The organism is Bradyrhizobium zhengyangense, assembly GCF_022012555.1.
GTDB lineage: Bacteria > Pseudomonadota > Alphaproteobacteria > Rhizobiales > Xanthobacteraceae > Bradyrhizobium > Bradyrhizobium zhengyangense.
Map to the genome: position 1 here is coordinate 176,186 of NZ_JAKLTZ010000007.1, position 26,220 is coordinate 202,405.

The window sequence follows — 26,220 nt, forward strand, 5'->3', positions numbered from 1 at the left end:
GGGCGCTTCAGGGCAAGGGACGATTGCGAAAATGCGCGACAATGCTCGCATGACGATCGCGTCCCGCTGCCACCAGCACCCCGTGCGTCACTTCCCGGCGATTATAGAGGATGGGATCTCCAGAGAGGTCGCTCATCCTACCATCCGCTTCCTGCACGATCAAATCGGCGGCCGCAAGATCCCAATCATGGCTATTGCCGCCCGCAAAAGCCGCATCCAGGGAGCCATTGGCGACCCGGCACAGCCGCAGCGCGAGCGAGCCGATTCGCGGGTGCAGCTTGATGTCGCCGTCTTTCATATTGAGTCGCTCGACCATCGGCTTGGGGCCGGCCATGCGGGCGAAGTCGAGCAAGGACCCGGGCGTCGCCCGGACCTGATGGCCATTCAGCGTGGTGCCCTGGCCGCGAACCGCGAAAAAGAATTCGTTCGTGGTCGGCGCGTAGACCGCGGCCAGCACCGGCGCTGAAACCTCGACCAGCGCGACGCTGACGCACCATTCGTCATGGCCATTGAGGTAGTTGCGGGTGCCGTCGATGGGATCGACCACCCAGGTCAGCCGCCGTGACAGCCGCGCCTGATCATCAGCGCTCTCCTCCGACAGCCAGCCATAGTCGGGCGTGGCACCGCGCAGGCGCGCTTCGAGCAGATCGTTGACGGCGATGTCGGCTTCCGAGACCGGCGAGGATGCGCCCTTGATCCACTTCTTCAGCTCGGTGCGGAACATCGACCGCGCGAGGCTCCCCGCCTCGCGCACCGTGTCTTGCAGCAGCGCTGCGTCACGCGTCAGAATGGTTGCGTCGGGAAAGTCAGCGTCCGCCAAGCGTCAGTCCTTCGATGCGCACCGTCGGCGCATTGATGCCGTAGCGGAACTCGAGATTGTTGGCCGGCTGCATCGACTTGAAGATCTCGAACAGATGGCCGGCGATCGTCACCTCGCTGACGGGATAGGTGAGCTCGCCGTTCTCGATCCAGAAGCCGGAGGCGCCGCGGCTGTAATCGCCGGTGACGCCGTTGACGCCGGAGCCGATCAGATCAGTGACGTAAAAGCCTTGGCTGATGTCGGAGATGAGCTCGGCCGGCGTCGGCGTGCCGGCTTCGAGATGCAGATTATACGGCCCGGGCGACGGCGAGGACGAGACGCCGCGATGGGCGTGGCCTGTGGTGGTGAGGCCGAGTTCGCGCGCGGTTGCGCAATCGAGCAGCCAGGTCGTCAGCACGCCTTCGTCGACCAGCGCGATCCGCTTCACCGCGACGCCTTCGGCATCGAAGGTCTGCGAGCGCAGGCCGCGCTTGCGCAGGGGATCGTCGATGATGCGGATGTTGTTCGAAAACAGCTGTTGGCCGAGCTTGTCCTTCAGGAAGCTGGTCTTGCGCGCGATCGAGGCGCCGTTGATGGCTCCAACGACATGGCCGACCAGCGAGCCGGCAACGCGCGGGTCGAACACCACGGGCACCTTGCAGGTCTCGACCTTGCGCGGATTGTAGCGTGCCACGGTGCGCTCGCCGGCGGAGCGGCCGACGGCTTCCGGCGACAACAGATCGGCAGCGTGCGGCGCCGAAGTGAAATCGTAGTCGCGCTCCATGCCGGTGCCTTCGCCGACGATCGCGGTCGCCGAGATGCCCTGGCTCGAACGCAAGTAAGAGCCGTGGAAGCCGGTCGAGGTGACCAGCACCATGCCGCCCATGCCTGATGACGCCGAAGCGCCGCCGGATTTCGACACGCCCTTCACCGCAAGCGCAGCCGCCTCTGCTTCGAGCGCGCGGCGCTCCAGCTCTGAAGTCGCGGGCACATCGGGATCGAGCAGATCGAGATCGGGGAAGTCGCGCGCCAGCAGTGCCGGATCAGCGAGGCCGACGAATTTGTCGTCGGGCGCGACGCGCGCCATCGCCACCGCGCGTTCCGCAAGCTTGGTGACGGCATCGCCGCTGGCGTCATTGGTGGAGACAACGGCCTGACGCTGGCCGACGAGCACGCGCAGGCCCACATCGTCGCCCTCGGACCGCTCGGATTCCTCGACGCGGCCGTCGCGCACCTCGACGCCTTGCGAGATGCCGCGCACCGCGACCGCATCGGCCGCATCGGCGCCGGCGCGCTTCGCCGCCTCGACCAGGCGTTGCGCCAGATCCGACAGCGCGGATTGGTCAAACAGGTCGCGATTGGCTTTGGAGGACAACGTCGAGCTTGCGGATGGTGAAGAGTTCACGAACGAAATCCTGTTGGGGCGCGGGAGGTTTCGGGGCGATCTTAGGCCCTGAACACCAGATGTGCCCAAATGGTGCGGACTTCAAGCACTTTCAGCCCGAAGAAGGCTCAGATTCGCTGCTCTTACGCAACGTCTCGTCAATCATGCGCGCCAAGGTCTTGTCAATCATGGCGGGCGGTGAGGTTGGATTAACCAGCCTTTTTAAGCGGTTTCGGAACGGCCTGCGCTAACGTCCTCGCATCGACCGGGAACATAATCCTGGCGGGGAGAACGAAAGCCGTGAGGCGTCAAACAGCAACATGCGGGGCCAACCCCGCCGGGTCGAGCCGCTCTCTGCGGCTCGACCCTCTTTCCCTTCCGGTCCGCTTCGATGCGCATGATCCGCGCGCCGACGGCTACACCAGGCAGATCGAGCTTCATCGCGAGCGTGTCGTGCTGCGCCGTGCCGTGCGCGGCATGCAGATGGCGATCAACGTCCGCGTCAGCGACTTCACCGGGCTCGCACTGCGCGGCAATGACGAGGCACAGACCCTCGTCCTCGTGCACCGCGATCCCTCGCTCTCCGTTCCGCTGCTGGTCAGTACCGACGGCGACGAACTCACAGAAGCCTGGGCGATCTGGAGCGAGATCTTCGCGCTGCCGCAGCTCGACGAAGGCGCCCGCAAGCCGGCACCGCGCCGCCGCCGCGCCAACGCGATCCGCGCCCGCCGTCCGAAATTCCTGATGCGCCGCCGCACCGCCACGGCGCGCGAACTGCCGGTCCACCGCGAGGAACGCGAGATCATCGCGCGGAACTGAGCGGCAATCACAGGTGCAGTAGGGTGGGCAAAGCGAAAGCGTGCCCACCTTTTCCATCTAAATCATTGAGAGATCATGGGCACGGCGCAAGGGCGCGTTTGCCCACCCTACGACACCACCTACGCCGCCCGCATCACCGCGTCGACCAGTAATCCCGCAAACAGTAAAAGCCCTGCATCGCGGTTCGACTTGAACAGGCGCTTGCACAGTTCCGGGTCTTCGATCCTCAAACGCATGATCTGCGAGGCCAGGTGCCCGGCGAAGGCCGCAAGGCCAAGCCAGGCTGGCCAGCGCACATCGCCTGACGCCAGCGCAACGCCGATCAGCACTACGGCAAGTCCATAGAACAGGATCAGCGCCTGGTGTGTATGCGCGCCGAACAGGCGCGCAGTGGATTTGACCCCGATCAGCGCGTCGTCCTCGGAGTCTTGATGCGCATAGATGGTGTCATAGCCGATCACCCAGGCGATCGACCCTGCATAGAGCACCAGCGCAGTGAGGTCGATGCGTCCGAAGATGACGGCAAAGCCCATCAACGCGCCCCAGGAGAAGGCAAGACCGAGGAAGACCTGCGGCCACCAGGTGACACGCTTCATGAAAGGATAGATGGCGACGACCACGAGCGAGGCGATGCCGGTCGCCACCGCAAAGCGGTTGAACTGGAGCAGCACAACGAGGCCGATCAGCGCTTGCGCGATCATGAAGGCCAGCGCTTGCTTCACGCTGATCTGCCCCGCGGGCAGCGGCCGCGAGCGGGTGCGCTCGACCTTGGCATCCAGGTCGCGGTCGGTGATGTCGTTCCAGGTACAGCCCGCCCCGCGCATCACGAAGGCGCCGATGAAGAACAGGACGATGGTGAGCGGCAGGCGGCTCGTGTCATGCGCCATGCCACTCGCGAGCGCGACCGACCACCAGCACGGCATCAGCAAAAGCCAGGACCCGATCGGGCGATCGAAGCGGGAGACGCGCAAGTAAGGCCGCGCCCATTGTGGCGCGAGCGTATCGACCCAGTTGCCGGTGGAATCGGCAACGCGGGCGGATGTGCTAGTGCCCAGTTTTCGAAGTTCGTATTCCATCGCGGCGTATTCCGGTACGAACTTCGAAAACTACAAGGGCACTAGCAAGAAATTTTAATTCACGTGCCGCTTATCGATTTGAAGTTCCTATGAGGATCTCGCGGCATGCACCGTAGGAACTTCAAATCGGCGGCACGTGTATCATCGGGTGAGGACGTTGCCGTTGAGCGTGTCGAAGGTGCTGCCGCCCTTCTTGCTGGCATTGGCTTCCGGCGCCGCGCCCGTGCCCACCACCTCGCTCAGCGACGGACCGGCCGGACCGCGCGGCCCGTTCGCCATCTGCTGCGCGACGTTGCAGACCTTGGTCTGCATGGACTCGGTGTTCTTGTGACCTTCCTTCATCTGCGCGGCGACGGTCGGCGGGATTCCGCATTTGGCGGCATGAGTCTCGATGTATTTGATCATCTTGAGCTCGGCCTGGCCGAAGCCCCTGATCAGCTTGCAGGCCTCGTCAGGCGGGGCATGGCGATCGCTCGCGGCCTTGATCATCTTGCCGCGCTTCTCGGCGTCCTCGCGCAGCGGCACGAAGGCCTTCATGCACTCCTCGCCGGGACCGGCCTGGGTCGGCGGAGCGGCGCTGAAGGCGCCTGCGCCGCCAATAGGAGCTGCACCATTGACCGGGAACGAGGCCTGTGGCGCGGCGCCGACGGAGGCGACCGGCGCCCGGCCGTTCACGGGTGGAAATGCGGGATCGGCCGCGGATTGATTGGGCAGCGGGGCCGGGAACCCCTGGGCATAAGCGCCCGCGGCGCCCATGACGACCATGGCGGCAGTGATCGGAACCATCAAACGACGGATCATCAAGAGTGTCTCTCCGGCAGGAGCTACGGGGTTCAGGCGTCTTCCCAATTGAAGCGCGACCAGCGTGCTGGCGTTTTTACGATTCCCGCCAGCGCTTAACAACCCGTCGAATAGGGCAATAGCGCGGCGCGCCGACGCACCAATCCGGCGATATTTACCCCCCAATCTACGGCTTTCGGTTAAGAACGGCCACAAACCGGACCTGAGCGAATGCCCTCCCACGATTTTCGCGGCCCCCGCCTGTTCGTTGACGCCGCCCTGGCCCAGGACGCCAGGGTTCCGCTCGACCGCGACCAGAGCAATTATCTCGGCAATGTGCTGCGGCTTGCCGCTGGAGCCGAGGTTTTCGCCTTCAACGGCCGCGATGGCGAATGGCAGGCCGCGATCGAGGGCCGCAAGCGACCCGATAGCCTCATCATCCTCCAGCAGGTCCGCCCCCAGGACCGGCTGCCCGACCTCGCCTATGTCTTCGCCCCGCTCAAGCACGCCAGGCTCGACTATATGGTGCAGAAGGCCATCGAGATGGGCGCCGCCAGGCTTCAACCGGTCCTGACCCGGTTCACCCAGGCCTCCCGGGTCAACACCGAGCGGATGCGCGCCAACGTCGTCGAGGCCGCGGAGCAATGCGGCATTTTGAGCATCGCCGCGGTTGCCGAACCGGTGCCGCTGGAGCGGTATCTCGGTCAGCGCCCTGCCGGCCGCCTGCTCATCTTCTGCGACGAGGCGGCGGAGGTCCAAAGCCCTATCCAAAGCCTGCAAGGCGCAAGCGAGGCGGGCCAAGGTATCGACGTGCTGATCGGCCCGGAGGGCGGCTTTGCCGAGGAAGAGCGTGCCCTGCTGCTGAGGCAGCCGAAAATCCTGCGGCTGGCCCTGGGCCCGCGAATCATGCGGGCCGATACGGCCGCAGTGGCGGCGCTGGCACTGGTCCAGGCCGTGCTGGGCGATTGGGGCAGCTAGGTCGTCACGCCGGGCGAACGATCATGGCCCTAGCCATGCTCGCGCAGCGATCGATGCAGAGTTTCGGATGGCAACTCTCCGAACGCCGCCCTGTAGCTCGCGGCGAACTCGCTCAAATGCCAGAAGCCGTGCGCAATGGCGCAGGCCTTCACGCTGCGCCGTGCCGGGCCGGTGCGCAGCTGCCGGCGCACCGACCAGAGGCGCAAGACCCTGGAATAGCGATGCGGGCTCATGCCGCAGATAGCCTGCGTCGCACTCTGGAGAGTCCGGACCGACACGCCCACCCGCTCCGCCATTTCGGTGGTCTTGTGCCAGATCGTCAGATCGTGCCGGATCAAGCTTTCCATCTCGGCGACGATCCGCAGATAGGTCGACGTCGTGGCGTGGGCCGAACGGCTGTCCACGCTGGTTGCGATGGCAGCGTTCATCACGCTGAGCAGCGATTGTTCGACGGCCGCTCGCGACTCCGGCTCGTTCAGCAAGTCCGGATCGTTGGCCGCAGTTTCAAGCGTCGCGGAAATCTGGCCGCGCAGGGACGCTAGCATGTCCGATGCCGGGCTCAGCAAATGATAACCATCCAGGCGAGACCAGGGCTCGCACGCCGGCGGCGTGAAGTAGATGACACCGATCAGACGGCCGACCGGCTCATGGACCAGGCAGTCGGAGGCGCCCTTCAGAACGACGATGGAGCTGCCGATTGACTGCCCATTGATGCGCGTCGAGGTCACCTGGTCCATCGGCACCACCACGGCCGCGGCGTGTGCCAATTGATACCCGCGAATGATCCGCGGGAAGGTCTTCACCAGCGACAGGCTCAGATTCGGCAGGCTGAGCCGCGCACGCATGATCGCAGTCGAGCCTGATGATAACGGCATGCTCGACGCGCCGGCATATTTCTCACTGTCGCCGAAATGATCGATGTCGTAGGTCTGCAGCTCGAGCGCCGAGGACGGCTTGAGTCCCTGGAACGACAACAAGCGTTCCGCCGCACTCTTGTTCGCGCCGTCGCGGGTGATGTTGAGAAGGCTTTGATCCATATCCCGTCGCTTACTTCGCTTCCTTCGCCGCGACCGCGAATTTGGCTGCACTCAGATCATCCGGTCCGTTGATGCCGGCGCGCTTGAGATCGCGAAGCAATTTTGTGAGCAGCAGCATATTGGTCTTCTGCAGTTCGTGGTTGTTGCCGAACTTGAATGCGTTCTGCTCGGTCACGATCAGTCCGGCCTTGGTCTCGGCGAGAATCTTCCGCCGCTTCAGTCCCGCTACGCGACGGCGAACCGTCTCCAGCGGCAGGCTCAGGAAACGGGAGAGCGCCGCTCGCGACACGCCCTGCTTGATCGCGTCCGGCTCGACCGTGTGAATGCTCGAAAACTTCTCGTCCAGCGACGGATCGTTCATCACACTGATGACGTTCGCATTGAGAATCGCATGAACAATCAGAAGGTCCATCGGATCGAATTCTTCGTAGTTCCGGAACATCTCGCTGATCGAAAACAGCATGTAGGCCAGCGTATGCCGCGAGACCGTCCGGATGACATCAGAAGCATTGGGCATGAATCGAAAACCAGCATTCATGTTGTAGACGAAGGCAGCCGCGATCGTACCATCAGGCATACCCAGATTGAGTATGTGACAACTTGCCAAGTATTCTCAATCTCTCATTGTGACTGACAGTGACGTTGCGGATGGATGAGACGCGCGTCGGACGATGTTCCGATCGACATCGCGGCTGCGAGACGGCGGTCAGGTCGATGGCTGCTGTGACTTCGATGCACGACAGCATCCAACTCTTTCGATGATGCCTGCTCCGTTCAGCCGGCGGCCCGACAGGAATGAATGGCCATGGACGACGATGTTTGGGAGCGCCAGGCACTAGGTCTGATCAAAGCCTTTCGCGGCATCACGGACGCGCGCAAGAGGCAGAGAATTCTCGATCTGGCAGAGCAACTCGCCGATGGCGCGATCTCCGACGCCCCAGAAGCTGGCGTGCACGAAGCATCGATTGTGGAAGAGCGCGGAGACTGCCCTGGCTGTGAGTGAAGCAAGGCTGCTCCGGCCACTCTGACGAGGCTGCAAAGGCCGATTTAGGTATAATAATACCTTCCTCGCGAATCGCCCTCCGGCTTCGTGAGCCCAGCAGGGAATCCAGCCTGGGCCGCCTGGGCCGTCCCAAAGTCGTTAAGCGATTGATCCTTTGGAGGTCGAAACCGTTTTCCGACCATGCTAAGGGCTGCGCCAATTCCTCTGCCTTTCCTTGGCCTCTCTTTGGCCTCCCCTTGCCTGCCCGGCTCTCCCGGGATGATGGACCCCTGTTATGACCGCGACTGCCACCTCAAATGCTGCCGGCTCCGCCGCCTGGGCGGACACGCTGCTGCTGTCGTTCGCGCAGGCCGGCTATGTCAGGGCCGAGCCCGCCATTCTGCAGCCGGCCGAGCCATTCCTGGACCTGTCGGGCGAGGACATCCGCAAGAGCCTCTATCTGACGACGGACCTGTCCGGCGAAGAGCTCTGCCTGCGCCCCGACCTGACCATCCCCGTGGCGCGCGACTACCTCGCATCCAGCCGCGCCGGCCAGCCGGCCGGGTTCAGCTATCTGGGTCCCGTGTTCCGCTACCGCAGCGGACAGGCCAGCGAATTCCTTCAGGCCGGAATCGAATCGTTCGGCCGCCAGGATCGCGCTGCCGCCGATGCCGAGACGCTGGCGCTGGCGCTGGAGGCGACCGCCGCTTTCGGCGTGCGCGACGTCGAGGTCCGCACCGGCGACGTCGCGCTGTTCAACGCGCTGCTCGACGCACTCAATCTTTATCCGGTCTGGCGCCGCCGCCTGGTCAAGGACTTCAATCGCAAGATCAGCCTCGATCAGGATCTGGAGCGGCTGGCAGCGGAGACTACCGCGACCCGTAGCGAATATGAGGGCGTGCTGGCGGCGCTCGCCGGCTCCGACCGCAAGGCGGCGCTGGCCTTCGTCACCGACCTGATGTCGATTGCCGGCACCACCAATGTCGGCGGCCGCACCACGGCCGAGATCGCCGACCGCTTCCTCGAGCAATCGACCTTGAAGAGTGGCGCGCTGCCGCGCGAGGCGATCGCCGTGCTGAAGCGCTTTCTGTCGATATCGGGCAATCCGGACGAGGCGGTCGCCGCGCTGCGGGCGCTCACCGCTGAGGCAAGGCTCGATCTGAATGGCGCGATCGACCAGCTCGAGAGCCGGGTCGGCTTCATGGCCGCGCGCGGTATCGACGTGAAGAGCACGCGCTTCTCGACCGCGTTCGGGCGCGGCCTCGACTACTACACGGGGTTTGAATTCGAAGTGCATCACAGGGGTAACGGCACCGAGCCGCTGGTTGCCGGTGGTCGCTATGATGGACTGATGACCCAGCTCGGAGCGGCCGCTCCTATACCGGCGGTCGGCTTCTCGGTCTGGGTGGATGCGCTGACCAGCATCGGCCGCAAGGTGGGAGCTTAAGCCATGAGCGCGCCGTTCGTCCTGGCCGTTCCCTCCAAGGGCCGCCTTCAGGAAAATACCGAAGCCTTCTTCGCCCGCGCCGGCCTCAAGCTGTCGAAGGCCGGCGGCGCCCGCGACTATCGCGGCACGATCGCGGGCCTCGACAATGTCGAGGTCGCCTATCTCTCGGCGAGCGAGATCGCCGCGCAATTGTCGCGCGGCTACGCGCATTTCGGCGTCACCGGAGAAGACCTGGTGCGCGACAACATCGCGGACGCGGAGAAGCGCGTGTCGCTGATCGACGGACTGGGGTTCGGCTATGCCGACGTCGTGGTCGCGGTGCCGCAGGCCTGGATCGACGTCCGCACCATGGCCGATCTCGACGACGTCGCCACCGGCTTCCGCGAGCAGCATCACATGCGGATGCGGGTCGCGACCAAGTTCATCAATCTCACCCGCGCGTTCTTCTCGCAGCGCGGCATCAGCGATTACCGCATCGTCGAAAGCGCGGGCGCGACCGAGGGCGCGCCGGCGGCCGGCAGCGCCGAGCTGATCGTCGACATCACCACGACGGGTGCGACGCTTGCCGCCAACGGCCTGCGGGTGCTCGACGACGGCGTGATCCTGCGCAGCCAGGCCAATCTGGTCGCCTCGAAAGATGCCGACTGGTCGCCGCAAGCCCGCGAGACCGCGCGCATCATCCTCGACCACATCGCGGCCCGGGCGCGCGCCAACAAATACCGCGAGGTCCGGACCCGCTTCCGGCAATGCGACGCCACCCTGCTCGGCGAAGCTCACAGCCGCTTCGGCGTCGAGGCTCCGTTCGGCGGGCCGACCTCGTCGGGCATGCTCACGCTGCACTGCCCACCTGGGCAGATCTATGCGCTGGCGAGCTTCCTGCGCGAACACGGGGCCGAGACCGTCTCGGTGGTCTCGCTCGACTACGTGTTCGATCGGGAAAACCCGCTGTTCGCCAAGCTTGAGACTTTCCTGCGGTAGTGAGCCCAAAGCTCGTTGAGCAGCTCCGTTCAGCGTAGCGACAGCAAGCTGCAGCTATCATATGCTGCCCCGATGATCCTGAACGCGCTCTGGAACCTTGATCGATGACGCTGGGCTCTGATGTTTCCGCCCTGACGACCACCGCAGCGAATGCCGCTGCGAAGGGGCTGTCGATTGTCGTCCCCGTCTATAATGAGGCGGCGGGCCTGGCCGCCCTGCACCAGCGCATCTGCGATCTCGCCAAGACCTTGCGGCAGCGCTACCGCCTCTCTTGCGAGGTCGTCTATGTCGACGACGGCAGCACGGACAGCACGTTGTCGATCGCACGCTCGCTGCCAGCCGACGCGATCGACGTCCAGGTCGTCTCGCTGTCGCGCAATTTCGGCAAGGAGGCGGCTTTGATGGCCGGCCTCGACCATGCCCGGCTCGGCGCTGTCATGTTCATGGACGGCGACGGTCAGCATCCGCCCGCCCTGATCGAGCAGCTGGTGCGGCACTGGATCGATGACGGCTATGACGTCGTCTACACCGCCAAGGCGCATCGCGACAACGAGACCTTCCTGCGCCGCCTCGCCGTGCACGGCTTCTACGCGCTGATCAATTGGGGCGCGCGCCAGAAGATTCCGGAGGACGCCGGCGACTTCCGCTTGCTCTCGCCGCGCGCGGTCACCGCGCTTCGGCAACTGCCGGAGCGCAACCGCTTCTTCAAGGGGTTGGCCAGCTGGATCGGCTTCCGCCAGATTCGCGTCGATTACGAGCCTGCGGCGCGCGCCCATGGCGTCACCACTTTCAACGCTGCCCGCCTGCTCGGCCTGTCGATCGAGGGCCTGACCTCGTTCTCGGTGGCGCCGCTGCGCTTCGCCAGCCTGCTCGGAGTCGCGCTTGCCGGCGTCGCCTTCCTGTTCGGCCTCTCGATCCTGTGGGAGGTGTTCACGACGGGCAAGCAGGTGCCGGGCTATCCCTCGCTCGTGGTCGGCCTGATGACGATCGGCGGCGTGCAACTGATCATGATCGGCATCGTCGGCGAATATATCGGCAAGATCCTCTCCGAGCTGAAGGCGCGTCCGATCTACTTCGTCGCCGAGCACAGCGAAAAGCATTTTGGTGCCGACAAGGCCCAGGACGCTTCAAGTCAGGACGCTTCAAGCCAGGACGCTTCGAGCCAGGACGCTTCGAGCCAGGACGCTTCGAGCCAGGACGCATCCAACAGGACCGCGGCCGAATGAGCACGGCCGCGCGCTTGCGGCAGATCTGGCTCTGCGCCGACGATTACGGCATCAGCCCCGGCGTCAACCGCGCCATTCGCGACCTGATCGAACGCGGCCGCCTCAACGCGACGTCTGTGATGATGGTCGGCCCCGCGATCGAGCAGCGCGAGGTCGACGCGCTTTCTGCCGCCGCGACGGCGAGCCCGCGCTGCGCGATCGGATTGCATGTGACGCTGTCGGCGCCGTTCCGCCCCCTCACCATGCATTTCCGCCCCTTGGACGGCGACATGTTCATGGCCTTTCCAAAACTGCTGCGTGCAGGATTTTTGCGGCGGCTCGACAGCGAGTTCTTTCGCAACGAAGTGAGGGCGCAGCTGCTGGCGTTCGCGGAAGCCTTCGGCCGGGCGCCCGACTTCGTCGACGGCCATCAGCACGTGCAGCTGTTTCCGCAAGTGCGCGACGGCTTTGTCGAGGCCGTCAGCGAGATCGCGCCAAAGGCCTGGGTGCGCCAGGGCGGACGCGATTTGCCGCTGATGCAGCGGCTGGCCTCTCCGAAAGCCCTGTTGCTCGATCTGCTCAGCGCACCGTTCCGCCGCCGTGCGGGCCGCGCCGGCCTTGCATTCAATCCCGCCTTTGCCGGCGCCTATGATTTCACCCGCGCGGCCGAGTTCGGCGAGCTGATGCGGCAATTCCTCGCAGGCCTGCCCGAAGGCGGCCTCGTCATGTGCCATCCCGGCTTTGTCGACGAGGTTCTCGCCGGTCTCGACCCGATGACCGATGTCAGGGAACGCGAGCATGCCTATCTTGCAAGCGACGCCTTCGCACAGCTCCTCGCGACGAGCCATGTGACATTGGGATGAAATCGGCGAAAGCCGACCCTGAAAGGCTAAGCTTTGGGGCAGTCTGTCGCATACCGAAATTTAATCCTGCAGCCACTGTTGGGGCCACAATGGAACCCTACATCCCGCTTGCGCTTGTTTCGCGCGAGGGAGACTGACCATGACGCCGCAGGAACGCCAACTCGTCGACGAGCTTTTCGACCGGCTTTCGAAACTGGAAAATGCACCGCGCGATCCCGACGCGATTGCCGCGATTTCGGACGGCTTACGCAAGGCACCCGGCGCGGTCTATGCGCTGGTGCAGACCACGCTGTTGCAGGACGAAGCGCTCAAGCGCGCGCATAACCGCATCCAGGAGCTGGAAGCGGCCCATGCGCCCGAGCAGCCGCAGTCCGGCGGTTTTCTCGACACCATGCGCGACACGCTGTTTGGCACGAGCCAATCGCGCGGCTCGGTTCCGAATGTGCCGCCGCGCGAGCAGCGGCCGGTCTGGAACAGCGGTCAGGCGATGCAGCAGGCCCAGCCCGGCTACGGCCAGCCGCCTTACGGTCAGGCTTACGGACAAGGCCAGGGATACGGACAAGGATACGGACAGGGCTATGGCGCGCCGCCGGTCGGCGGTGGCGGCGGCTCGTTCCTCGGCACCGCGGCGGCGGCCGCGGCCGGCGTGGTCGGCGGCTCGCTGCTGCTCTCCAGCATTCGCGGCATGATGGGCGGCGGATCGCATCAGGCTTTCGGCGACACCACCATCATCGAGGAGCGCGGTGGCGGCTCCACGGGTGGCAGTCCCTGGGGCGGCGACCAGTCCGGCGGCTCGCTCGCGCGCGACGCCGGCCTCGATGACATCGGGTCGAACCGGGATTCCCGTCAGGGCTTCTTCGACCAGGCCTCGAACGATCGCGACAACGACGACCAGAACTACGACAACAACGACAATATGGACACGGCCGACGACAGCGATTTCGGCGGCGGTGACGATGGCGGCAGCGACTACGCGTAAAGCCGCGCGACGCGCCAAACAAAAACGGCCGCCGATGAGGCGGCCGTTTTCACATCAAACGTCAGAGTCTCACATCACCACGACCTTGGTGCCGACATTGACGCGGCCATAGAGGTCGATGACGTCCTCGTTGCGCATGCGGATGCAACCGGAGGAAACGTTGGTGCCGATGGTCCAGGGCTCGTTGGAGCCGTGGATGCGATAGAGCGTGGAGCCGAGATACATTGCACGCGCGCCGAGCGGGTTTTCCGGGCCGCCTTCCATGTGCCTCGGCAAGTCGGGACGGCGGGCGATCATTTCCGCCGGCGGCGTCCAATCGGGCCATTCGCGCTTGGCGGTGATCGACTTCACGCCGGTCCAGGTGAAGCCCTCGCGTCCGACGCCGATGCCATAGCGCAGCGCCCGGCCGTTGCCTTCGACGAGGTAGAGGAACTTGTTGTTGGAATCGACGACGATGGTGCCGGCGCCTTCCTTGCCGCTATAGTCGACCAGCTGTTTCTCGAATTTCGGATCGAACGGACGCTGCCGCGGATCGATCGCTTCCTGCTGGTAGCTTGCGCCTTGCTGATAACCGCCCTGCATCTGCGGCTCGCCCATCGGCGGCATGCGACGCGGATCGGCGTAAGCGGGCTGCTGCTGATAGATCGGCTGCTCCGGCGCATAGGCCGGGCCGCGGCCGGGTCCGTCGCCGAACAGGAACTCGATGAAACCGCCGCCCATACTGGCATTGGAGGCGACGCGCACCGGCGCGGGGGTTACACGCGGCTGGTAGAGCACCGCGGGCGGATCGTTCGGCACGCTATTGTCGAAGGCGCTGGCGCTGGTCGCGCCGACAATGAAGGCGCATGCGCTGCCGAGCAGCGCAACAGACATTTTCTTGAACATCGACGTACTCTGTACTGTTTCGTCTAGTTGCATTCGCCGCCGAACGCGCTGGCTGATTTTTCGCGTCCCCGACGTGGTCAATAAAGAGCAAACTCCGTTGCGTTTGGTAAACAGATCAGGCGTTTCGATTCACCACGTCGCGAGCAACGCTGCAATTTCCCGATCAGCGTTTATTTTCGATGAAAGGCAAAGCCTCATGGTTAATCGTGCGTTTGCGCGCCGTCGCGCGCGGCTGCACAACAGTTCCTGACGTGAACCTCGTGTTAAATTGCTTCTGTCTACAAAGACGCGTGAGTGAGGTGGGGGGAGTATCCTGATGGCTGTTCACCGCAAGCGTTTTCGTGTCGAGGATATCGCCGGTGGCGAGATGCCAGTTTTAGACGTGACTGAAGAGGCCGGCCCGATGCATAGCGAAATCATGGCGGAGCTGCGCGCGATCCGCGCCCAGATGGCACGAAGCAGCCAAGCCGCGCTGCCGCCGAGCGATGCCGTCGTGGCGCAGGAAGTTGCCGATACGCGCGCGCTGCTGGAAACCTACCGCGCCCAGATCGAACAGTGCGAGAAGCTGAAGGTCGAGCTCGACCTCATCCACGACGCCATCGACCGCACCAAGCGCGAGATCGCGACCCTGCACGGCAAGAGCTTCGACGGCGGCGAGATGGCCAAGGTCAATGGCGAGCTCGGTGCAGTGGTCGGCGGCACCGAACAGGCGACCCAGCAGATCCTCGAAGCCGCCGAGTCGATCGACCAGGCGGCCAGCGCGATGTCCAAGGTGCAATCGGCCGACCAGCAGAAGCGGCTTGCCGACGACATCCAGGAACGGGTCATCTCGATCTTCGAAGCCTGCAACTTCCAGGACCTGACCGGCCAGCGCATCAGCAAGGTCATGAGCACGATGAAGTTCATCGAGCAGCACATCAACGCGATGATGGAGATCTGGGGCGGCGTCGACGCCATCAAGGCTCACGTGCCGGCTCCGGTCGACACTCGCAGCGAGGACGACAAGCTCCTCAACGGCCCGAAGCTCGCCGGCGACGTCGGCCATGCCTCGCAGGACGACATCGACGCGCTGTTCGACTAAGCGGACGCGCAAACAGACAAACAAAATGCCGGCCCTCGGGCCGGCATTTTTTGTTTCTCGTCATTGCGAGGAGCTCGCGACAAAATCGCGCAGCAATTTTGCGCTGAAGCGACGAAGCAATCCAAGCTGCCTCCGCGGAGACAGACTGGATTGCTTCGCTTCGCTCGCAATGACGAGTGGTTAGGCCGAAACCCCGGTCACGCCCGCGGCGCGCAGCGGACATAGACCATGTTGCCGTAGCGGGTGGCGGCGTCCTTGTCGACGAAGCGGGTGATCATGACGCGGCCGTCGAAAGAGACGATCTCGCGGTCCTGCTCGCCGGGCGTCGGACCGGACGGGCCGATATAGTTCTTGCCGCTCGGCGAGCCCTTCAGCCGCAGCTCCTGGGGCGTTGCCTGGTCGGCCAGATGCATGACCACCCCGCCGGAGGACCCGGCGCCGATCACGTAGGGATTCTTGCACTGGGCCCTCGCCGCCGCCTCGGTGCGGGCGCGGTCGGCCGGGTTCTGGAACGAGGCGAGGCCCCAGCGGCCGACGATCTCGTCGGCGCGGATCGAGGCCGGCATTTCCGGCGCGACGCCGGGCTCGGCCTCAGGCGCAGGCTGGGACGAAGAGAAGGACGGCAGGCTCATGCCGCCGCCGCAGGCCCCCAACAGCAGCGCCAGGCAAGAGGCCGCCGCCAGATTGGCAACCGTGCGCGCGTGAGCTGAACTGATCATGGCATTCCCCCGAACAAGACCATGGCCGCACCCCTCCCGCAGCCAAGCGCAAAACCGCTGCCAGAGCAATGACGTCCTTTGATACGCCCGAGCCCCGAACAAGTTTCCAATGCCACCATCCTATATCCGCCTCACCAATCGCTTAACCACCTTTGCTTGACAGGATCGCAGCCAAGCCATATCCCCTGCGCACTATTAGCACTCGGAAAGACCGATTGCTAAGCGCGCCGTTCGCCCCTCGGGAAGAGGAAGGACGGCGGCGCCGCCACCCACTTCCGCTGCTTTCGAAAAAAGCGAGCCTCCAAAGGGAAACGTCATGGCTAAGTCCAAATTTCGTCCGCTGCATGACCGTGTCGTGGTCAAACGTATCGACGCCGAGGAAAAGACCAAGGGCGGCATCATCATCCCCGACACAGCCAAGGAAAAGCCGTCCCAGGGCGAAGTCGTCGCGGTCGGCCCCGGCGGCCGTGACGAGGCTGGCAAGCTGATCCCGATCGACCTCAAGGTCGGCGACCGCGTGCTGTTCGGCAAGTGGTCGGGCACCGAGGTCAAGATCGACAACGAAGAGCTCCTGATCATGAAGGAGTCGGACATCATGGGCGTGATGGCCTAAGGCCGTCAGCCTGAACGGCCGCTGAATGCTATGCCCGGATCATCAGGTCCGGGCATCCATCGTTCCGCCGCACATCACCACGCACGACACATCACGACACAACAGGGATTGCAGACAATGGCTGCCAAGGACGTCAAGTTTTCCGGAGACGCGCGCGATCGCATGCTGCGCGGCGTCGACATTCTCGCCAACGCGGTCAAGGTGACGCTCGGTCCGAAGGGCCGCAACGTCGTCATCGAGAAGTCATTCGGCGCCCCCCGCATCACCAAGGACGGCGTCACCGTCGCCAAGGAGATCGAGCTCGAGGACAAGTTCGAGAACATGGGCGCCCAGATGGTGCGTGAGGTCGCCTCCAAGACCAACGACCTCGCCGGCGACGGCACCACCACCGCGACCGTGCTGGCCCAGGCCATCGTGCGCGAAGGCGCCAAATCGGTTGCCGCCGGCATGAACCCGATGGACCTCAAGCGCGGCATCGACATCGCGGTCCATGCCGTCGTCAAGGACATCGAGAAGCGCGCCAAGCCGGTCGCGTCCTCTTCCGAGGTCGCCCAGGTCGGCACCATCTCGGCCAACGGCGATGCCGCCATCGGCAAGATGATCGCGCAGGCGATGCAGAAGGTCGGCAACGAAGGCGTCATCACCGTCGAGGAAAACAAGTCGCTCGACACCGAAGTCGACATCGTCGAGGGCATGAAGTTCGACCGCGGCTATCTCAGCCCGTACTTTGTCACCAACCCCGAGAAGATGACCGCCGAGCTCGAGGACGCCTACATCCTCCTGCACGAGAAGAAGCTCTCCGGCCTGCAGGCCATGCTGCCGGTGCTCGAAGCCGTCGTGCAGTCGGGCAAGCCGCTCGTCATCATCGCCGAGGACGTCGAGGGCGAGGCGCTGGCGACCCTGGTCGTCAACCGCCTGCGTGGCGGCCTCAAGGTCGCCGCCGTCAAGGCGCCGGGCTTCGGCGATCGCCGCAAGGCCATGCTGGAAGACCTCGCGATCCTCACCGGTGGCCAGCTGATCTCCGACGATCTCGGCATGAAGCTCGAGAACGTCACGGTGAAGATGCTCGGCCGCGCCGGCAAGGTCGTGATCGACAAGGAGAACACCACGATCGTCAAGGGCGCCGGCAAGAAGCCGGAGATCGAGGCCCGCGTCGGGCAGATCAAGGCCCAGATCGAGGAGACCACCTCGGACTACGACCGTGAGAAGCTGCAGGAGCGTCTGGCCAAGCTTGCCGGCGGTGTCGCGGTTATCCGCGTCGGCGGCGCGACCGAGATCGAGGTCAAGGAGAAGAAGGACCGCGTCGAGGACGCGCTCAACGCCACCCGCGCCGCGGTGCAGGAAGGCATCGTCCCCGGCGGCGGCGTGACGCTGCTGCGCGCCAAGAAGGCGGTCGGCCGTCTCACCAACGCCAACGCCGACGTGCAGGCCGGCATCAACATCGTGCTGAAGGCGCTCGAAGCTCCGATCCGCCAGATCTCGGAGAATGCCGGCGTCGAGGGGTCGATCGTGGTCGGCAAGATCCTGGAGAACAAGTCCGAGACCTTCGGCTTCGACGCCCAGACCGAGGACTATGTCGACATGATCGAGAAGGGCATCATCGATCCCGCCAAGGTGGTGCGCACCGCGCTGCAGGACGCCTCCTCCGTGGCCGGCCTGCTGGTGACCACCGAAGCCATGGTCGCCGAGGCGCCGAAGAAGGATGCCCCGCCCGCCATGCCGGCCGGCGGCGGCATGGGTGGCTTCTGAGCCCATCCTTCCCCCTGACACTGTTGCGAAGGCCGCCTCCGGGCGGCCTTCTTTTTTGTCGAGACTGGCCCGCGCTTCAACCGGCGGACAAAACCCACTACGGTGGCGCGCCGATTCTGATTTGAGGATTTCGTCAATGCGCGCGCTTTTTCCGACGGCTCTCTTGGCAAGCCTGCTCGTCATGTCTCCAGGGCTCGTATCAGCCCAGATGAAGCTGTCGCCGAAGGCCGCGGCGCCCGGCGGCACCGAGACGCGCTATTTCACCTCGATCGACGGGCTGATGGACGGCAACGCCGACGTCATCCTGAAGGAGACGCGGCAGGGCAAGACGGTCACCGCGGCCGTGCTCGACGTTTGCTATCCCGTGGCGAAGAATTCCGATCGCAAGGATCGCTTCGTCGTCAATCTCCAGGTCTCCGGCCAGACCTTGACCGGCACGACCACGAGCCTCGGCGCGAAGGCGCCTGTCACGGTCAAGCTTACGCGCAAGCCCACCGGCGACACCTTTGAATTCCGCGGCCAGATCGGCATCGGCCAGGCCGTGACCGAAGTGACCTCGCCTGATAATGCCGATCTCAGCGAGAAGGAGTTTCTGGACAACCAGACCACCGACGACGGCATCACGCCCCAGCCGAAGGATTTCACTGAAGTCTCGCCGGAGGCGATCGCGGTCAAGGTCAAGCTCGATGCCGCGACCGACTTCCTGAAAGGCCTCAAGGGCCAGGACGTCGAGGTGACGCTGGCAAGCCTGACCGTCGGCTGTGACGCGCTGCGCGCCGGCGAGCAGACCATCAACATGTCGGTCGATCCGGAGCGCGCGGCCGCGCTGCTCGCAAAATTCAAGGCGATGCCAGGCGTCACGGCCGCAGGCTGGACCGCCGGACTGGTGGAAATGGATCGCACCATCCGCGTTGGCGCTGCCGACTGGCGCGACGGCGACAAGATCAACCGCGACAAGCTCGCAGGCGCGATCGCCGGCGTGCTCAGCAGGACGCTCGCGGCCAAGCCGGTCTCGCAGAGCTTCAACGCCGCCACCGGCAAGCTCAAGCTGGTGTTCAAGCGGCCGAACCAGGATTTCCCGGCGCTCGAGCTCACCGACACGATCGAGGTCGCGGGCCTCGTTTCCGCCGACAAGCCGGGGACATCAGACAAGCTGATCCTCTGGATCGGCAGCCCCTCGACCACGACCGCCGACGAAAGCACCGGCGCCAAGCTCAATGTCTCTGACGAGGCGACGGCCGATGAGGAAGGCGACCAGCCCGACGACAACGGCTCGATCGAAGCGCTCGCCAAGGAGCTGAAAGGCCAGCGCTGGGACGCCGACAAGTCGGTGTGGAAGTAGGCGAAGCGACAAACTCGCTGTCATTGCCCGCTTCGCGGGGCATGACGGAGAGGGCTAATTCCCGTTCTGGCGGAAGCGCAGCGTCTTGGGGCCGATCAGCGTGAGCACCTCACCCTGGCGCTTCCAGGTCTCGACGGCGGCTAGCGCGGCGACGAGTTCGTCGTCGGCTTGCGCCCTGGCCGGCGGACAGGAACGATCCTGGATCTGGCCGGGGACGAAGATCACGGTATTGCCGGCCACCGAGAACTGGCCTTTTCCGCCCTTGCACCAGAGCTCGAGCACGACCTCGCCATTGTCGCCGATCTCGAGGTTGGGAATCCGCTTGGAGCCGGGCTGAGGAACGGCCTCCAGCGTCATCTCGGTGCCGAAGGGAAAGCCCTCTTGCGCACGCGCAACGTCGGACATCGCAAGCACTGCAGCGACCGTGCACACCATCCGCTTCAACAACACCATGAGACCTCTCAACCGACCCGATTTGCCGGGGGTCTTCTATAAGACGGCAAGGCCTTTGAGAAGGTTCGTCGGTTCAAGATACAAAAATCCCCGCGGGACAAGCCCGCGGGGATTTGTATCGGGGCCGGAGGCGCCTGTTACTTCAGGACGAGGGCCGTGAACGGATAGACATAGGCTTGCAACGTCACGAACACACCGACGAGGCAGGCCAGCACGATCGAATGCCAGAACACGAAGCGCAGGATGGTGCCTTCGTGGCCGTACCAGTTGGTCGCGGTGGAGGCGACGACGATCGATTGCGCGTCGATCATCTTGCCCATCACGCCGCCGGATGAATTCGCCGCCGCCATCAGGATCGGCGAGAGGCCGAGCTGCTGCGACGTGATCTTCTGGAGGTTGCCGAACAGGATGTTCGACGACGTATCCGATCCCGTCAGCGCCACGCCCAACCAGCCGAGCAGCGTGCCGAAGAAGGGATAGAGCACGCCGGTTGCGGCAAAGGCGAGACCCAGCGTCGCGTCGACGCCGGAGAGCCGCGTCAACGTACCGATCGCGAGCATCGCCGAGATCGTGATCAGCGAGATCGCGCAGAGCCGGATGGTGCGGCCGTATTCGAGCAAGAGCCGGCCCGGACCGACACCCATCAGGAAGCCGGAGATGATCGCCGCGATCAACATGCCGGTGCCCGTGAAGGACAGGTAGGTGAAGCCGAACACCGCCGCTTCCTTGGTCGGCGCCGGCGCGACCGGCGGCATCTTGTTGATCATCTGGTGCAGTTCGGGAACGGGATAGTTCCAGACGAAGATGTTGTTCGCCCAGGTCTTGAAGGCGCCATTGCCCCAGACCAGCATCACGACGCAGACGATGATCCACGGCAGAAGCGCGCTGAACAGCTCGCTTTGCGTCAGCGGCGTCTTGTCGATCGGTTTTGCCGTCGCCATCGTTGCCGCCGATTCATCGTGCCCGCGCAGCGCCGGCGACAGCCAGAGTTGCTTCGGCTGCCAGACCTTCAGGAACAGGATCAGCGCGCCCATCGAGATCAGCGACGCACCGATGTCGACGATCCAGGGATTGACGAAGTTCGAGATCACGAATTGCGGGACCGCGAACGACACGCCGGTGACGAGGATCGCCGGCCAGACATCCTTCATGCCTCTCCAGCCCGCGAACGCCCACACCACCCAGAACGGCACGATCAGCGAGAACAGCGGCAATTGCCGTCCAACCATCGCGCCGAGAATGTAGGGATCAAGCCCGGTGACCGAGGCGAGGCCCTGGATCGGCGTGCCCAGCGCGCCGAAGGCGACCGGCGCGGTGTTGGCGATCAGCGACAGGCCGGAGGCCGCAAGCGGCGAGAAGCCGAGACCGATCAGCACGGCACCTGTGATGGCCACCGGCGTACCGAAGCCCGAGGCGCCCTCGAAGAACGCACCGAACGAAAATGCGATCAGCAGCAATTGCAATCGCCGGTCCTCGGTGACGCCGCCGACCGCGCGCTTGAGCAGCTCGAAGCGACCGGTGGTCACCGTCACCTGGTAGAGGAAGATGACGTTGAGAACGATCCAGCCGATCGGGAAGAAGCCGGTCACGATGCCGAGGATCGAGGCGCGGACCGACATGTTCACCGGCATCGTGAACACGAAGATCGTGATCAGGTTGGTCACGATCACGGCGACGATGGCCGCAATGTGAGCCTGAACGCGCCCGCTCGCGATCAGCACCAGCAGCGTGACGACAGGTATCGCCGCCGCGATCGTCGACAGCACGGGGCTGTGCAACGGATCATAGATTTGATTCCACATGGTCTTCCTCCCCCACGCATGTGTGCGGCAGGTGGCCCGCGTGGACGGCCAGACCTGCTTGACGTTGCAAGCGATAACCCCCGAGTTGGACGCGAATTCCTCGCGAAAGCAGCGGTTCCGCCCCTGCTCACAAGCTCGCGAAAATCTGGAGGTCCCCACCCCACGCCGTTATGCCCATGCTAGGGTTGCAAGCTGCGGCTCGCCAACGCAAATTGCAGAACTTGCGACTTTAGTCTAAGTGCGCCGCTTTCTGCCATGGCCTCAGCCGCCTGGCGTCAGGGCCGCTGTGAATATCCCTCAGGAGATATCCCTCTGTGAACAACATCCGCGCCACGCTCGCGATCGTCTGGCGAATCGCCATCCCCTATTTCCGATCGGAGGACAGATGGGCCGGTCGCGGCCTGCTCGCCGCGGTGATCGCGATGGAGTTGGCGCTGGTCGCGATCAATGTCCTCGTCAGCCAGTGGCAGAACCGGTTTTTCACGGCCATCCAGGAATACGATCTGGCCCGGTTCGTCACGGAGATCTGGATATTCCTCGGCCTCGCGTCCGTCTTCATCGCGCTCGCCGTCTACAAACTCTATCTGAACCAGTGGCTGCAGATCCGCTGGCGGCAATGGCTGACCAGGCACTACCTCGGCGAATGGCTCGACGAGGCCACGCACTATCGCATGCAGCTCACGGGTGACGCCGCCGACAACCCGGATCAGCGCATCACCGAGGACGTCAAGAATTTCGTCGAGCAAACGCTGGTGATCGGGTTGGGCCTGCTGTCGTCCATCGTGACGCTGGCCTCGTTCGTCGTGATCCTGTGGGGTCTGTCCAACAAGGCACCACTGCACCTTTACGGCACCGATATCGTCATCCCCGGTTTTCTGTTTTGGTGTGCGCTGCTTTACGCGGTGCTGGGTACGGCGCTGACGCACTGGATCGGCGCGCCGCTCATCAACCTCAATTTCGAGCAGCAGCGCTTTGAGGCCGATTTCCGCTTCAATCTGGTTCGCGTCCGCGAAAACTCCGAGCAGATCGCGCTGCTGAAGGGCGAAGGCGCCGAGCGCAGCCGCCTGCTGGACCGCTTCGGCTTCGTGATCGGCAATTGGTATGCGATCATGGGGCGCACCAAGCGCCTGACCGCTTTCACAGCGAGCTACAGTCAGGCAGCGGTGATCTTTCCCTATGTGGTGGTGGCGCCAGCTTACTTCGCCAAGAGCATCCAGCTCGGCGACATGATGCAGACCGGCTCGGCTTTCGGCAGCGTGCAGGATGCTCTGTCCTTCTTCGTCACGGCCTATCGTTCGATCGCCGAATGGCGTGCGATCGTCGCGCGTCTCGACGGCTTCGAGATGTCGGTCGACAGCGCGGTAAACCTGCCGGCGCATCAGGCGACGATCGAGCTCAAGGCGGCCGGCGGCAGCCGCAATATCGGGCTTGAGAAGCTTTGCGTGTATCTGCCCAACGGCAAGCCGCTGGTGGCAGCCGACGGCTTTGCCATCCAGACGTCGGAGCGCGTGCTCGTGACCGGGCCGTCGGGCTCCGGCAAGTCGACGCTGTTCCGGGCAATTGCCGGCATCTGGCCGTTCGGTACCGGCACCATCGTCGTCCCCGCCCAGGCGAAGCTGATGATGCTGCCGCAACGTCCCTATTTCCCGGTCGGCGCGCTGGGTGATGCCGTGATCTATCCAGCAGCGCCCGGCGCATTCCAGGCAAGCCAGATCCGGGACGCGGTGATATCGGTCGGCCTGCCCGACCTCGCCGATCGGCTCGGCGAAGACGGGCACTGGAACCGGATGCTGTCGCTCGGCGAGCAGCAGCGCCTGGGGCTGGCCCGCGCGCTGCTGCATGCGCCGGACTATCTGTTCCTGGACGAGGCCACCGCCTCGCTCGACGAACCATCGGAGGCCCGCCTCTACCGGCTGCTGGCCGAGAAGCTGCCGCAGGCCACCATCGTCTCGATCGGCCATCGCTCGACGCTCGATGCCTTCCACACCCGCAAGGTGGCGATGATGAAGGACGGAGCGATCCATGTGCTGGGCAAGGACAGTACCCCAGTCGAACCGGAGCCGAGCGCAGCGCGCTGAGGGGTAGCCCGGAGGGAGCCAACGGGTCGGCGCGAAGCGCCGCCCGATGACAGGCTCCCCGCAATCCGGGGAATATCTCACTGCGCCGATAGACCCGGATTTCGCTGCACTCCATCCGGGCTACGCGCGCTGAGGGCGAGGTCCCAGCTCAGACCTCGTCATTGCGAGCGCAGCGAAGCAATCCAGACTGTCTCGGCGGAAAGACTCTGGATTGCTTCGCTGCGCTCGCAATGAACGGAGTGTGACGCTCCGGCTCCGTTCTCCCGCTCGCACAGTCCCCCAAAACAAAAGGGCGGCAGATCGCTCTGCCGCCCTTGTTAGTCGTCTCGGGACAAAACTTACTTCAGATTGGTCATCGCCGTCAGGTCGAAGGACAGCTTGGCAATACCCGCCGCGCCGCACCAGTTGGAGCCGGCGCCGCCCGGGTTGATCGGGGTGACGTTGGTGGTGCCGGTGGCGTTGAAGGCGCTGGTGAAGGCGTTGCAATCACCCTTGTTCAGATCGGTGTCGGAGTAACGCAGATCGAGCGTGAACACCTTGTAGGTGAAGCCGACGCCGATATTCCAGGTGTTGTAATCCTTGTAGGGAATGCCGTTGGCGAACACGGTGCCAGCACCGGTGCCGTAGAAGGCATCCGAGGTGCCGAACCACTGCCGGCCGAATTCACCCGACACGTACATGCCAACGCCGGAAGCACCGAACATCGTGCTGGGCGCCGTGTACTTGGCGGTCAACGACGCGTAGTTGCCCCAGGCTCCGGAGTTCAGGAAGTTCGGCGAGTAGAACTCGGTCGCGCCAACCGTGAAGCTGTCGTTGATGGTGTAGTTCACCTTGCCGTAGACTTCGAAGAAGCTGACGTCCTTCTTCATGACGTTGCCGTCGGCGAGGAAGATGGTCGTGGTGCTGACGGGGCAGACGCCGCCGCCGGGGACGCCGCCGGTGAGCACGTTGTCGGCGCAGCTTCCGCCCGGATACAGATAGCCCCACACGCCGATATCGAAGGCCCAGGCGCCGAAGGTCGGGCGGATACCGCCGTAGATGTCGACTTCAGCCGCGGCGCGGTTGGCGAAGGAGATGCTCTCCGCGGACACGCCGGCGTACAATTGGAGGTCCTTGGTGACGTTGTAGCGCGGCTCGAAATAGGCCGCGACCGACGGTTTGTGGTTCGACTGGGTCACGCCGCGGAAGATGTAGTCGTTCATGATCGCGCCGCCGAAGGCGACATCCCAGGGATCGAACGCGGGCACGGGAGGAGCCTTCACAGCCTTCAAGGGCATGTCCGCCGCGAAAGCCGAACCCGTCACCATTGCCAGCGCCGTTGCCAACAAAGCCACTTTCTTCATTTCGATCCCCATCACCAAGTTCTGACCCCGGCCGAGCTCCGGAAGCCCCCCAGAGCACCCGACCTGTTTGCAAATTTCGTAACTGAGGCAATTTGGATGGACAGACGCAAAGCGAGAAGCAAAAAACACGAGCATTTGCCGACTTTTTGGGCGTTCTGACGATTCCGCGAAAGGTTGTCAGCCGGTGTTGCTTCTCGATCACATTATTTTCACGCCGAAGTGCACAGAGGCGGCCGGGATACTACGGAGGCCCGTTGCTCCGTGGCCCGCGCGCTACGAATCAGCTGACTCAAAAACGGGCAGCCTCCGGTAATCCCTGACGTAGATGCAAAAAGGCCGCAGCATCGCCGCTGCGGCCTTCCTGTTGTCGATCGGTCGCCCGAGGGGGAAGCCTGGTCCGGTGAACCTGGCCTTGGCCGAACTCTGGGCCTAACCCTGCCCTTCGGCCGGCGTCGGTTCCGCAGAAGACGAAGGCATCGCCCAGCTGGTCTCGGCGGCGGGCTCGGGAGCTGGTGCGGCTACTGGGGCCGCCGGCTTCGGAGCGGGAGCTGCCTTCGCCTTCTTCGGTGCCGCCTTCTTCGCAGTCTTCTTGGCGGCCTTTTTCGGCGCCGCCTTCTTGGCAGCGGCCTTCTTCGCTGTCTTCTTCGGTGCGGCTTTCTTGGCCGATTTCTTCGCTGCCTTCTTGGCAGACTTCTTGGCCGCCTTCTTCTTCGTCGCCTTCTTCGCCGCTACAACCTTCTTGGCCTTTTTAGCCTTCTTGCTTTTCTTCTTGCTCGCTTTCGCCATCGTGGTCCTCCTGTTGCCGCCGAACAATGGTCGATCGGGCGC

The 26,220-nt window shown here is 64.2% G+C and carries 25 protein-coding genes; 13 read left to right on the forward strand and 12 right to left on the reverse strand.

Translation table 11 applies throughout. The annotated features are described in order from the left end of the window. Window positions 1-7: 7 nt before the first annotated feature. Window positions 8-820, reverse strand: coding sequence for a 3'(2'),5'-bisphosphate nucleotidase CysQ (locus tag L6639_RS26300; protein WP_237864531.1), 813 nt, complete (start codon window positions 818-820; stop codon window positions 8-10). After that, the gene (locus L6639_RS26305; protein WP_237864532.1) at window positions 807-2,204 is read right to left on the reverse strand and encodes a TldD/PmbA family protein; all 1,398 of its coding nucleotides are present in this window, start codon (window positions 2,202-2,204) and stop codon (window positions 807-809) included. Before L6639_RS26305 ends, L6639_RS26300 begins: the two co-directional genes overlap by 14 nt. Window positions 2,205-2,483: 279 nt before the next feature. Between L6639_RS26305 and L6639_RS26310 the strand changes: the two genes are divergently transcribed. Beyond that, window positions 2,484-3,002, forward strand: coding sequence for a DUF6101 family protein (locus L6639_RS26310; protein ID WP_237864533.1), 519 nt, complete (start codon window positions 2,484-2,486; stop codon window positions 3,000-3,002). A 119-nt stretch (window positions 3,003-3,121) separates the two neighbouring features. Here L6639_RS26310 and ubiA read toward each other — a convergent pair whose 3' ends face one another. Together ubiA and L6639_RS26320 are read right to left on the reverse strand one after the other, a co-directional pair. Beyond that, a complete protein-coding gene (gene ubiA / locus L6639_RS26315; RefSeq protein ID WP_237864534.1) occupies window positions 3,122-4,078 on the reverse strand; it encodes a 4-hydroxybenzoate octaprenyltransferase in 957 nt (318 codons plus the stop codon). Window positions 4,079-4,219: 141 nt separating this feature from the next. After that, window positions 4,220-4,879: a hypothetical protein gene (locus L6639_RS26320; protein ID WP_237864535.1), complete on the reverse strand. Its 660-nt coding sequence runs from the start codon at window positions 4,877-4,879 to the stop codon at window positions 4,220-4,222. A gap of 210 nt (window positions 4,880-5,089) precedes the next feature. On the opposite strand from L6639_RS26320, the gene L6639_RS26325 reads away from it, so the two are divergent. Further along, window positions 5,090-5,836 (forward strand): 16S rRNA (uracil(1498)-N(3))-methyltransferase, encoded by a 747-nt coding sequence (locus L6639_RS26325; RefSeq protein WP_237864536.1) that lies wholly within the window; start codon window positions 5,090-5,092, stop codon window positions 5,834-5,836. Window positions 5,837-5,865: 29 nt separating this feature from the next. Here L6639_RS26325 and L6639_RS26330 read toward each other — a convergent pair whose 3' ends face one another. Both L6639_RS26330 and L6639_RS26335 read right to left on the reverse strand, forming a co-directional pair. Beyond that, on the reverse strand, window positions 5,866-6,873 hold the full coding sequence (locus tag L6639_RS26330) for a helix-turn-helix domain-containing protein (protein ID WP_237864537.1): 1,008 nt from the start codon (window positions 6,871-6,873) through the stop codon (window positions 5,866-5,868). Window positions 6,874-6,883: 10 nt separating this feature from the next. Continuing rightward, window positions 6,884-7,450, reverse strand: a complete 567-nt coding sequence (locus tag L6639_RS26335) for a hypothetical protein (RefSeq protein ID WP_237864538.1) — start codon at window positions 7,448-7,450, stop codon at window positions 6,884-6,886. Window positions 7,451-7,678: 228 nt separating this feature from the next. On the opposite strand from L6639_RS26335, the gene L6639_RS26340 reads away from it, so the two are divergent. The 6 genes from L6639_RS26340 to L6639_RS26365 all read left to right on the forward strand — a co-directional run bounded on the left by L6639_RS26340 (window position 7,679) and on the right by L6639_RS26365 (window position 13,327). Next, window positions 7,679-7,876, forward strand: coding sequence for a hypothetical protein (locus tag L6639_RS26340; RefSeq protein ID WP_237864539.1), 198 nt, complete (start codon window positions 7,679-7,681; stop codon window positions 7,874-7,876). A 274-nt stretch (window positions 7,877-8,150) separates the two neighbouring features. Further along, window positions 8,151-9,302, forward strand: a complete 1,152-nt coding sequence (locus L6639_RS26345) for an ATP phosphoribosyltransferase regulatory subunit (RefSeq protein WP_237864540.1) — start codon at window positions 8,151-8,153, stop codon at window positions 9,300-9,302. Window positions 9,303-9,305: 3 nt separating this feature from the next. After that, window positions 9,306-10,280, forward strand: a complete 975-nt coding sequence (gene hisG, locus L6639_RS26350; protein WP_237864541.1) for an ATP phosphoribosyltransferase — start codon at window positions 9,306-9,308, stop codon at window positions 10,278-10,280. A 104-nt stretch (window positions 10,281-10,384) separates the two neighbouring features. After that, window positions 10,385-11,506 carry a glycosyltransferase family 2 protein gene (locus L6639_RS26355; RefSeq protein ID WP_237864542.1) on the forward strand — a complete coding sequence of 374 codons (1,122 nt, stop codon included), beginning with the start codon at window positions 10,385-10,387 and terminating at the stop codon, window positions 11,504-11,506. After that, window positions 11,503-12,348 (forward strand): ChbG/HpnK family deacetylase, encoded by an 846-nt coding sequence (locus L6639_RS26360; RefSeq protein ID WP_237864543.1) that lies wholly within the window; start codon window positions 11,503-11,505, stop codon window positions 12,346-12,348. The genes L6639_RS26355 and L6639_RS26360 overlap by 4 nt, the downstream gene beginning before the upstream one ends. Window positions 12,349-12,487: 139 nt before the next feature. Then, window positions 12,488-13,327 carry a DUF2076 domain-containing protein gene (locus L6639_RS26365; RefSeq protein WP_237864544.1) on the forward strand — a complete coding sequence of 280 codons (840 nt, stop codon included), beginning with the start codon at window positions 12,488-12,490 and terminating at the stop codon, window positions 13,325-13,327. A gap of 69 nt (window positions 13,328-13,396) precedes the next feature. Here the strand turns inward: L6639_RS26365 and L6639_RS26370 are convergent, their stop codons facing one another. Further along, on the reverse strand, window positions 13,397-14,212 hold the full coding sequence (locus L6639_RS26370) for a L,D-transpeptidase (RefSeq protein ID WP_237864545.1): 816 nt from the start codon (window positions 14,210-14,212) through the stop codon (window positions 13,397-13,399). A 316-nt stretch (window positions 14,213-14,528) separates the two neighbouring features. Here L6639_RS26370 and L6639_RS26375 point away from each other — a divergent pair, with 316 nt between their 5' ends. Next, complete coding sequence (locus L6639_RS26375) at window positions 14,529-15,293, forward strand: protein phosphatase CheZ (protein WP_237864546.1); 765 nt, start codon at window positions 14,529-14,531, stop codon at window positions 15,291-15,293. A gap of 197 nt (window positions 15,294-15,490) precedes the next feature. Here L6639_RS26375 and L6639_RS26380 read toward each other — a convergent pair whose 3' ends face one another. Further along, entirely contained in the window at window positions 15,491-16,012 is a 522-nt protein-coding gene (locus tag L6639_RS26380; RefSeq protein ID WP_237864547.1) for a hypothetical protein, read from the reverse strand. A 316-nt stretch (window positions 16,013-16,328) separates the two neighbouring features. On the opposite strand from L6639_RS26380, the gene L6639_RS26385 reads away from it, so the two are divergent. The 3 genes from L6639_RS26385 (at window position 16,329) to L6639_RS26395 (ending at window position 19,716) form a co-directional block, all read left to right on the forward strand. Further along, entirely contained in the window at window positions 16,329-16,625 is a 297-nt protein-coding gene (locus tag L6639_RS26385; RefSeq protein WP_014491914.1) for a co-chaperone GroES, read from the forward strand. Between the two features lie 117 nt (window positions 16,626-16,742). Further along, entirely contained in the window at window positions 16,743-18,374 is a 1,632-nt protein-coding gene (gene groL / locus L6639_RS26390) for a chaperonin GroEL (RefSeq protein ID WP_237864548.1), read from the forward strand. 136 nt (window positions 18,375-18,510) lie between these two features. After that, the gene (locus L6639_RS26395; protein ID WP_237864549.1) at window positions 18,511-19,716 is read left to right on the forward strand and encodes a hypothetical protein; all 1,206 of its coding nucleotides are present in this window, start codon (window positions 18,511-18,513) and stop codon (window positions 19,714-19,716) included. Window positions 19,717-19,770: 54 nt separating this feature from the next. Here L6639_RS26395 and L6639_RS26400 read toward each other — a convergent pair whose 3' ends face one another. Together L6639_RS26400 and L6639_RS26405 are read right to left on the reverse strand one after the other, a co-directional pair. Next, on the reverse strand, window positions 19,771-20,169 hold the full coding sequence (locus tag L6639_RS26400; protein WP_237864550.1) for an META domain-containing protein: 399 nt from the start codon (window positions 20,167-20,169) through the stop codon (window positions 19,771-19,773). Between the two features lie 137 nt (window positions 20,170-20,306). Continuing rightward, a complete protein-coding gene (locus L6639_RS26405) occupies window positions 20,307-21,971 on the reverse strand; it encodes an L-lactate permease (RefSeq protein ID WP_237864551.1) in 1,665 nt (554 codons plus the stop codon). A 314-nt stretch (window positions 21,972-22,285) separates the two neighbouring features. On the opposite strand from L6639_RS26405, the gene L6639_RS26410 reads away from it, so the two are divergent. After that, the gene (locus L6639_RS26410) at window positions 22,286-24,049 is read left to right on the forward strand and encodes an ABC transporter ATP-binding protein/permease (protein WP_237864552.1); all 1,764 of its coding nucleotides are present in this window, start codon (window positions 22,286-22,288) and stop codon (window positions 24,047-24,049) included. 338 nt (window positions 24,050-24,387) lie between these two features. Here L6639_RS26410 and L6639_RS26415 read toward each other — a convergent pair whose 3' ends face one another. Beyond that, complete coding sequence (locus L6639_RS26415) at window positions 24,388-25,392, reverse strand: TorF family putative porin (protein ID WP_237864553.1); 1,005 nt, start codon at window positions 25,390-25,392, stop codon at window positions 24,388-24,390. Between the two features lie 429 nt (window positions 25,393-25,821). Continuing rightward, the gene (locus L6639_RS26420) at window positions 25,822-26,178 is read right to left on the reverse strand and encodes a histone (protein WP_237864554.1); all 357 of its coding nucleotides are present in this window, start codon (window positions 26,176-26,178) and stop codon (window positions 25,822-25,824) included. Window positions 26,179-26,220: the final 42 nt, after the last annotated feature.